Raw genomic sequence first — 2,761 nt, forward strand, 5'->3', positions numbered from 1 at the left:
CAGACGTGACTTGCCCCGCGGTCCGCCCGATTGGGTTCACTCCACCTGCTCCCCCTGCACGTCACGCAGCGTCGCGCCGAGTTCCTTGAGCAGAGCACGCCACTCCGGCTCCGTTTCCGGCCACTCGAAGTCCTGGCCAATCTGCAGTTCCAGATCAGGGCGCACCACCACGCGGGTCGTCTGGCTCACCTTCTTCCGCGGCTCCAGCAGGAACTCCGGGAGGGCGGCGGGGACCGGCGTAGGGGGTCGGGGCTTGACCACCCGTGCGCGTCTTGGAGCCTCCATGACGGCGAGCTGGCGCAGGTAGCGCAGCGCCCCGTTGTCATCGCCATCTCCTGCTTGCACCTCCCTGTCCACAATGCCTTCCAGCGCCAGCTGTTCCAGACCTGCCTCATCCTGCCCGACCAGAGCCGCGGTCAGCGCCCGGCCACTCAGTCCATCGGCCATCAGGCGGCGCAGGGCCAGCAGGGCCACGAGGTGCAGCCGGCCATACCGGGCGTCTCTGCCCTCCCGCCGCGGAGCCGGCAGCAGCCCCTGGGTGGTGTAGTGACGCACCAATCGGGGGTTGACCTCATCCTTGGGCCGAGAGGCCCGGGCTGCGGGCAGCAGGCGGGCAAGCCAGAGATTGGCTTCCTCCACCAGCGCCTCGATGCCCCCGGACCAGTCGGCCTGAACGTCAATCACGGCCCCAGCGTAGCAGACACCGTGACAGGCCGGATTGTCATTTGCCTGGCGCTCTGGAAAGGACGAAACCCGGGCCAGCCCCCCCCCTACGACGTCCTCAGCTGGGCCTTGAGGCCCTGCACGAAGGCGTCCTGCTCATTGCGCGCCAGCGCCGCCACCGCCTCCTCCAGCAGCTGCGCTGCGGCCACCTGGCCCTCCAGGACCGTCTGCCGGACCTGGTCCAGGTCAGCGGCGCTCAGACGCTTGCGGTACAGGAAGCCCAGGCGGGCCACCAGCTTCTCGGCCTGTTGCGCGAGTGGGAGCTCCACGAACTCGTCGGCGACCGTGGGCACATCCAGGAGCGGTTCCATCCTGGAGGCTTTCGCCACGGGCCCGGGGGATCCCTCGCTGCCGACCCTGGCAAGAGACGCCGGGGTCGCGCTGCCGGGGTAAGGGTATTCGTCCGGATGCCCGATCAGGTGCATCAGGGCGGCGGCCTTGGATTTGCGCACCACCAGTACGCCACGCTGCACCAGGGTGTCGAAGCGGTCCATGCACTCGATCAGGAAAGCGCGGCCGTGTTCGCGCAGGAGCTTGCGCGCGACCCCGTCGGCCACGCCGTAGTTCCGGAAGCGGCGGGCCAGGACCGAGTCCATCGGCGTGAACTCCCGCACGAACTCGTAACGGATCACCTGCGCCTTGCCCCGCCCGGTGATGCTGACCGACCGCAGGTAGCCCCGTTTGACCAGTTCCTCGTGCGGTGACGCCAGGGCACGGCGGATGTTGCCCGGAACCGTACTGGGAAGCTTGCACTGCTCTGCCCAGGCGATCAGGTTCACTTCCAGTTGATCGAGCGGCTGGTCCGGGTGCTCGGGATCAAACCGCGCCCCATCCAGGATGCGGTAGAGGGCCCGCGTGCGGGGCCGGGACAGCGACAGCATGAACTCGGTGTCCAGGGGCTTGAGGTAGCCGCCCCGAATACTCGCCACAATCGCGTCCGCCAGCCGGCCCGAGATGACCGTGCGCTCGTCGAAGGTCCCGTACTGGTCGGCGCTCGAGAAGTCCAGAGACTCGATGAAGTGGAACTTGGCATGGGTCCATCGTCCCTTGGGATGGTCCCGCCACCCTCCACTGACGCTGTAGGAGGACGTGTGCAGCCGCTCCAGGCAGTGGCGCAGGGTCGCGTGGTATTTGCCCGTGTTGTGCCAGCCACACAGCTTGAGTAGCGCGGTGGCGCTCACCGCGAACCGCCCGTCCTCCGGCTCGCCCTGCTCGATATAGAGATTCAGCAGGGCGGCGGTCACGTCGCTGTCCAGGCCATGAGGCACCGCGTATTTCGGCAGCGCCTCACAGCGGACACGGACGACCCGGCCCTGATTCTCGAACGTCACGTCCCACTCCGTGACCTCGGCCTGGTCCACCGCCGAGATCAGGTTGAGCCGGGAAAGATTCAGCTCGTCGAAGCGGCTGGGTTTCGACACAGGCCTCCCTTGATTGATGAATTCTACCTTCTTTGAAAAAGAATATTGATTAAAAGATATGATGATCATCATCAACACTCCCCGAAAATTTGCCGACCCAGACGTCAAATTTCAGCCGAATCGCTCAGGTATGTCGTCGGCAATCGCTCAGGTATGTCGTCGGCAATCGCTCAGGTGTGTCGTTGGCAGGCAGCCGAATCGCTCAGGTATGTCGTCGGCAATCGCTCAGGTGTGTCGTCGGCAATCGCTCAGGTGTGTCGTTGGCAGGCAGCCGAATCGCTCAGGTATGTCGTCGGCAATCGCTCAGGTGTGTCGTCGGCAATCGCTCAGGTGTGTCGTTGGCAGGCAGCCGAATCGCTCAGGTGTGTCGTCGGTGAAACAGGACCAATCGCTCAGGTGTGTCGTCGGTGAAACGGACCAATCGCTCAGGTGTGTCGTCGGTGACGGGGCCGAATCGCTCAGGTGTGTCGTCGGAGGACTGGAGAGCGGCGGGGGCCCGGGGAACGTCGGGGCGTGAGGGCAGAAGCGAGCACCCACCGTCTCCCCCACCCGGGCGGCGGGTGTCTCGCGGCCCTCTCTAGGGGTCAAAAGTGGCGAGGAAGTCGGGAAACGCGTGT

Annotated in this window: 2 protein-coding genes; both read right to left on the bottom strand. The window is 65.7% G+C overall.

Annotation, left to right across the window (positions count from 1 at the left end; all coding sequences use genetic code 11):
- Nucleotides 1–36: 36 nt before the first annotated feature.
- Nucleotides 37–684, bottom strand: a complete 648-nt coding sequence (locus QOL99_RS16285) for a MerR family transcriptional regulator (protein ID WP_285525356.1) — start codon at nt 682–684, stop codon at nt 37–39.
- A gap of 86 nt (nt 685–770) precedes the next feature.
- Nucleotides 771–2,144, bottom strand: a complete 1,374-nt coding sequence (locus QOL99_RS16290) for a replication initiator protein A (RefSeq protein ID WP_285525358.1) — start codon at nt 2,142–2,144, stop codon at nt 771–773.
- Nucleotides 2,145–2,761: the final 617 nt, after the last annotated feature.

Origin of the sequence: Deinococcus rhizophilus (assembly GCF_030271215.1) — a bacterium.
GTDB classification, from domain to species: Bacteria; Deinococcota; Deinococci; order Deinococcales; family Deinococcaceae; genus Deinococcus; species Deinococcus rhizophilus.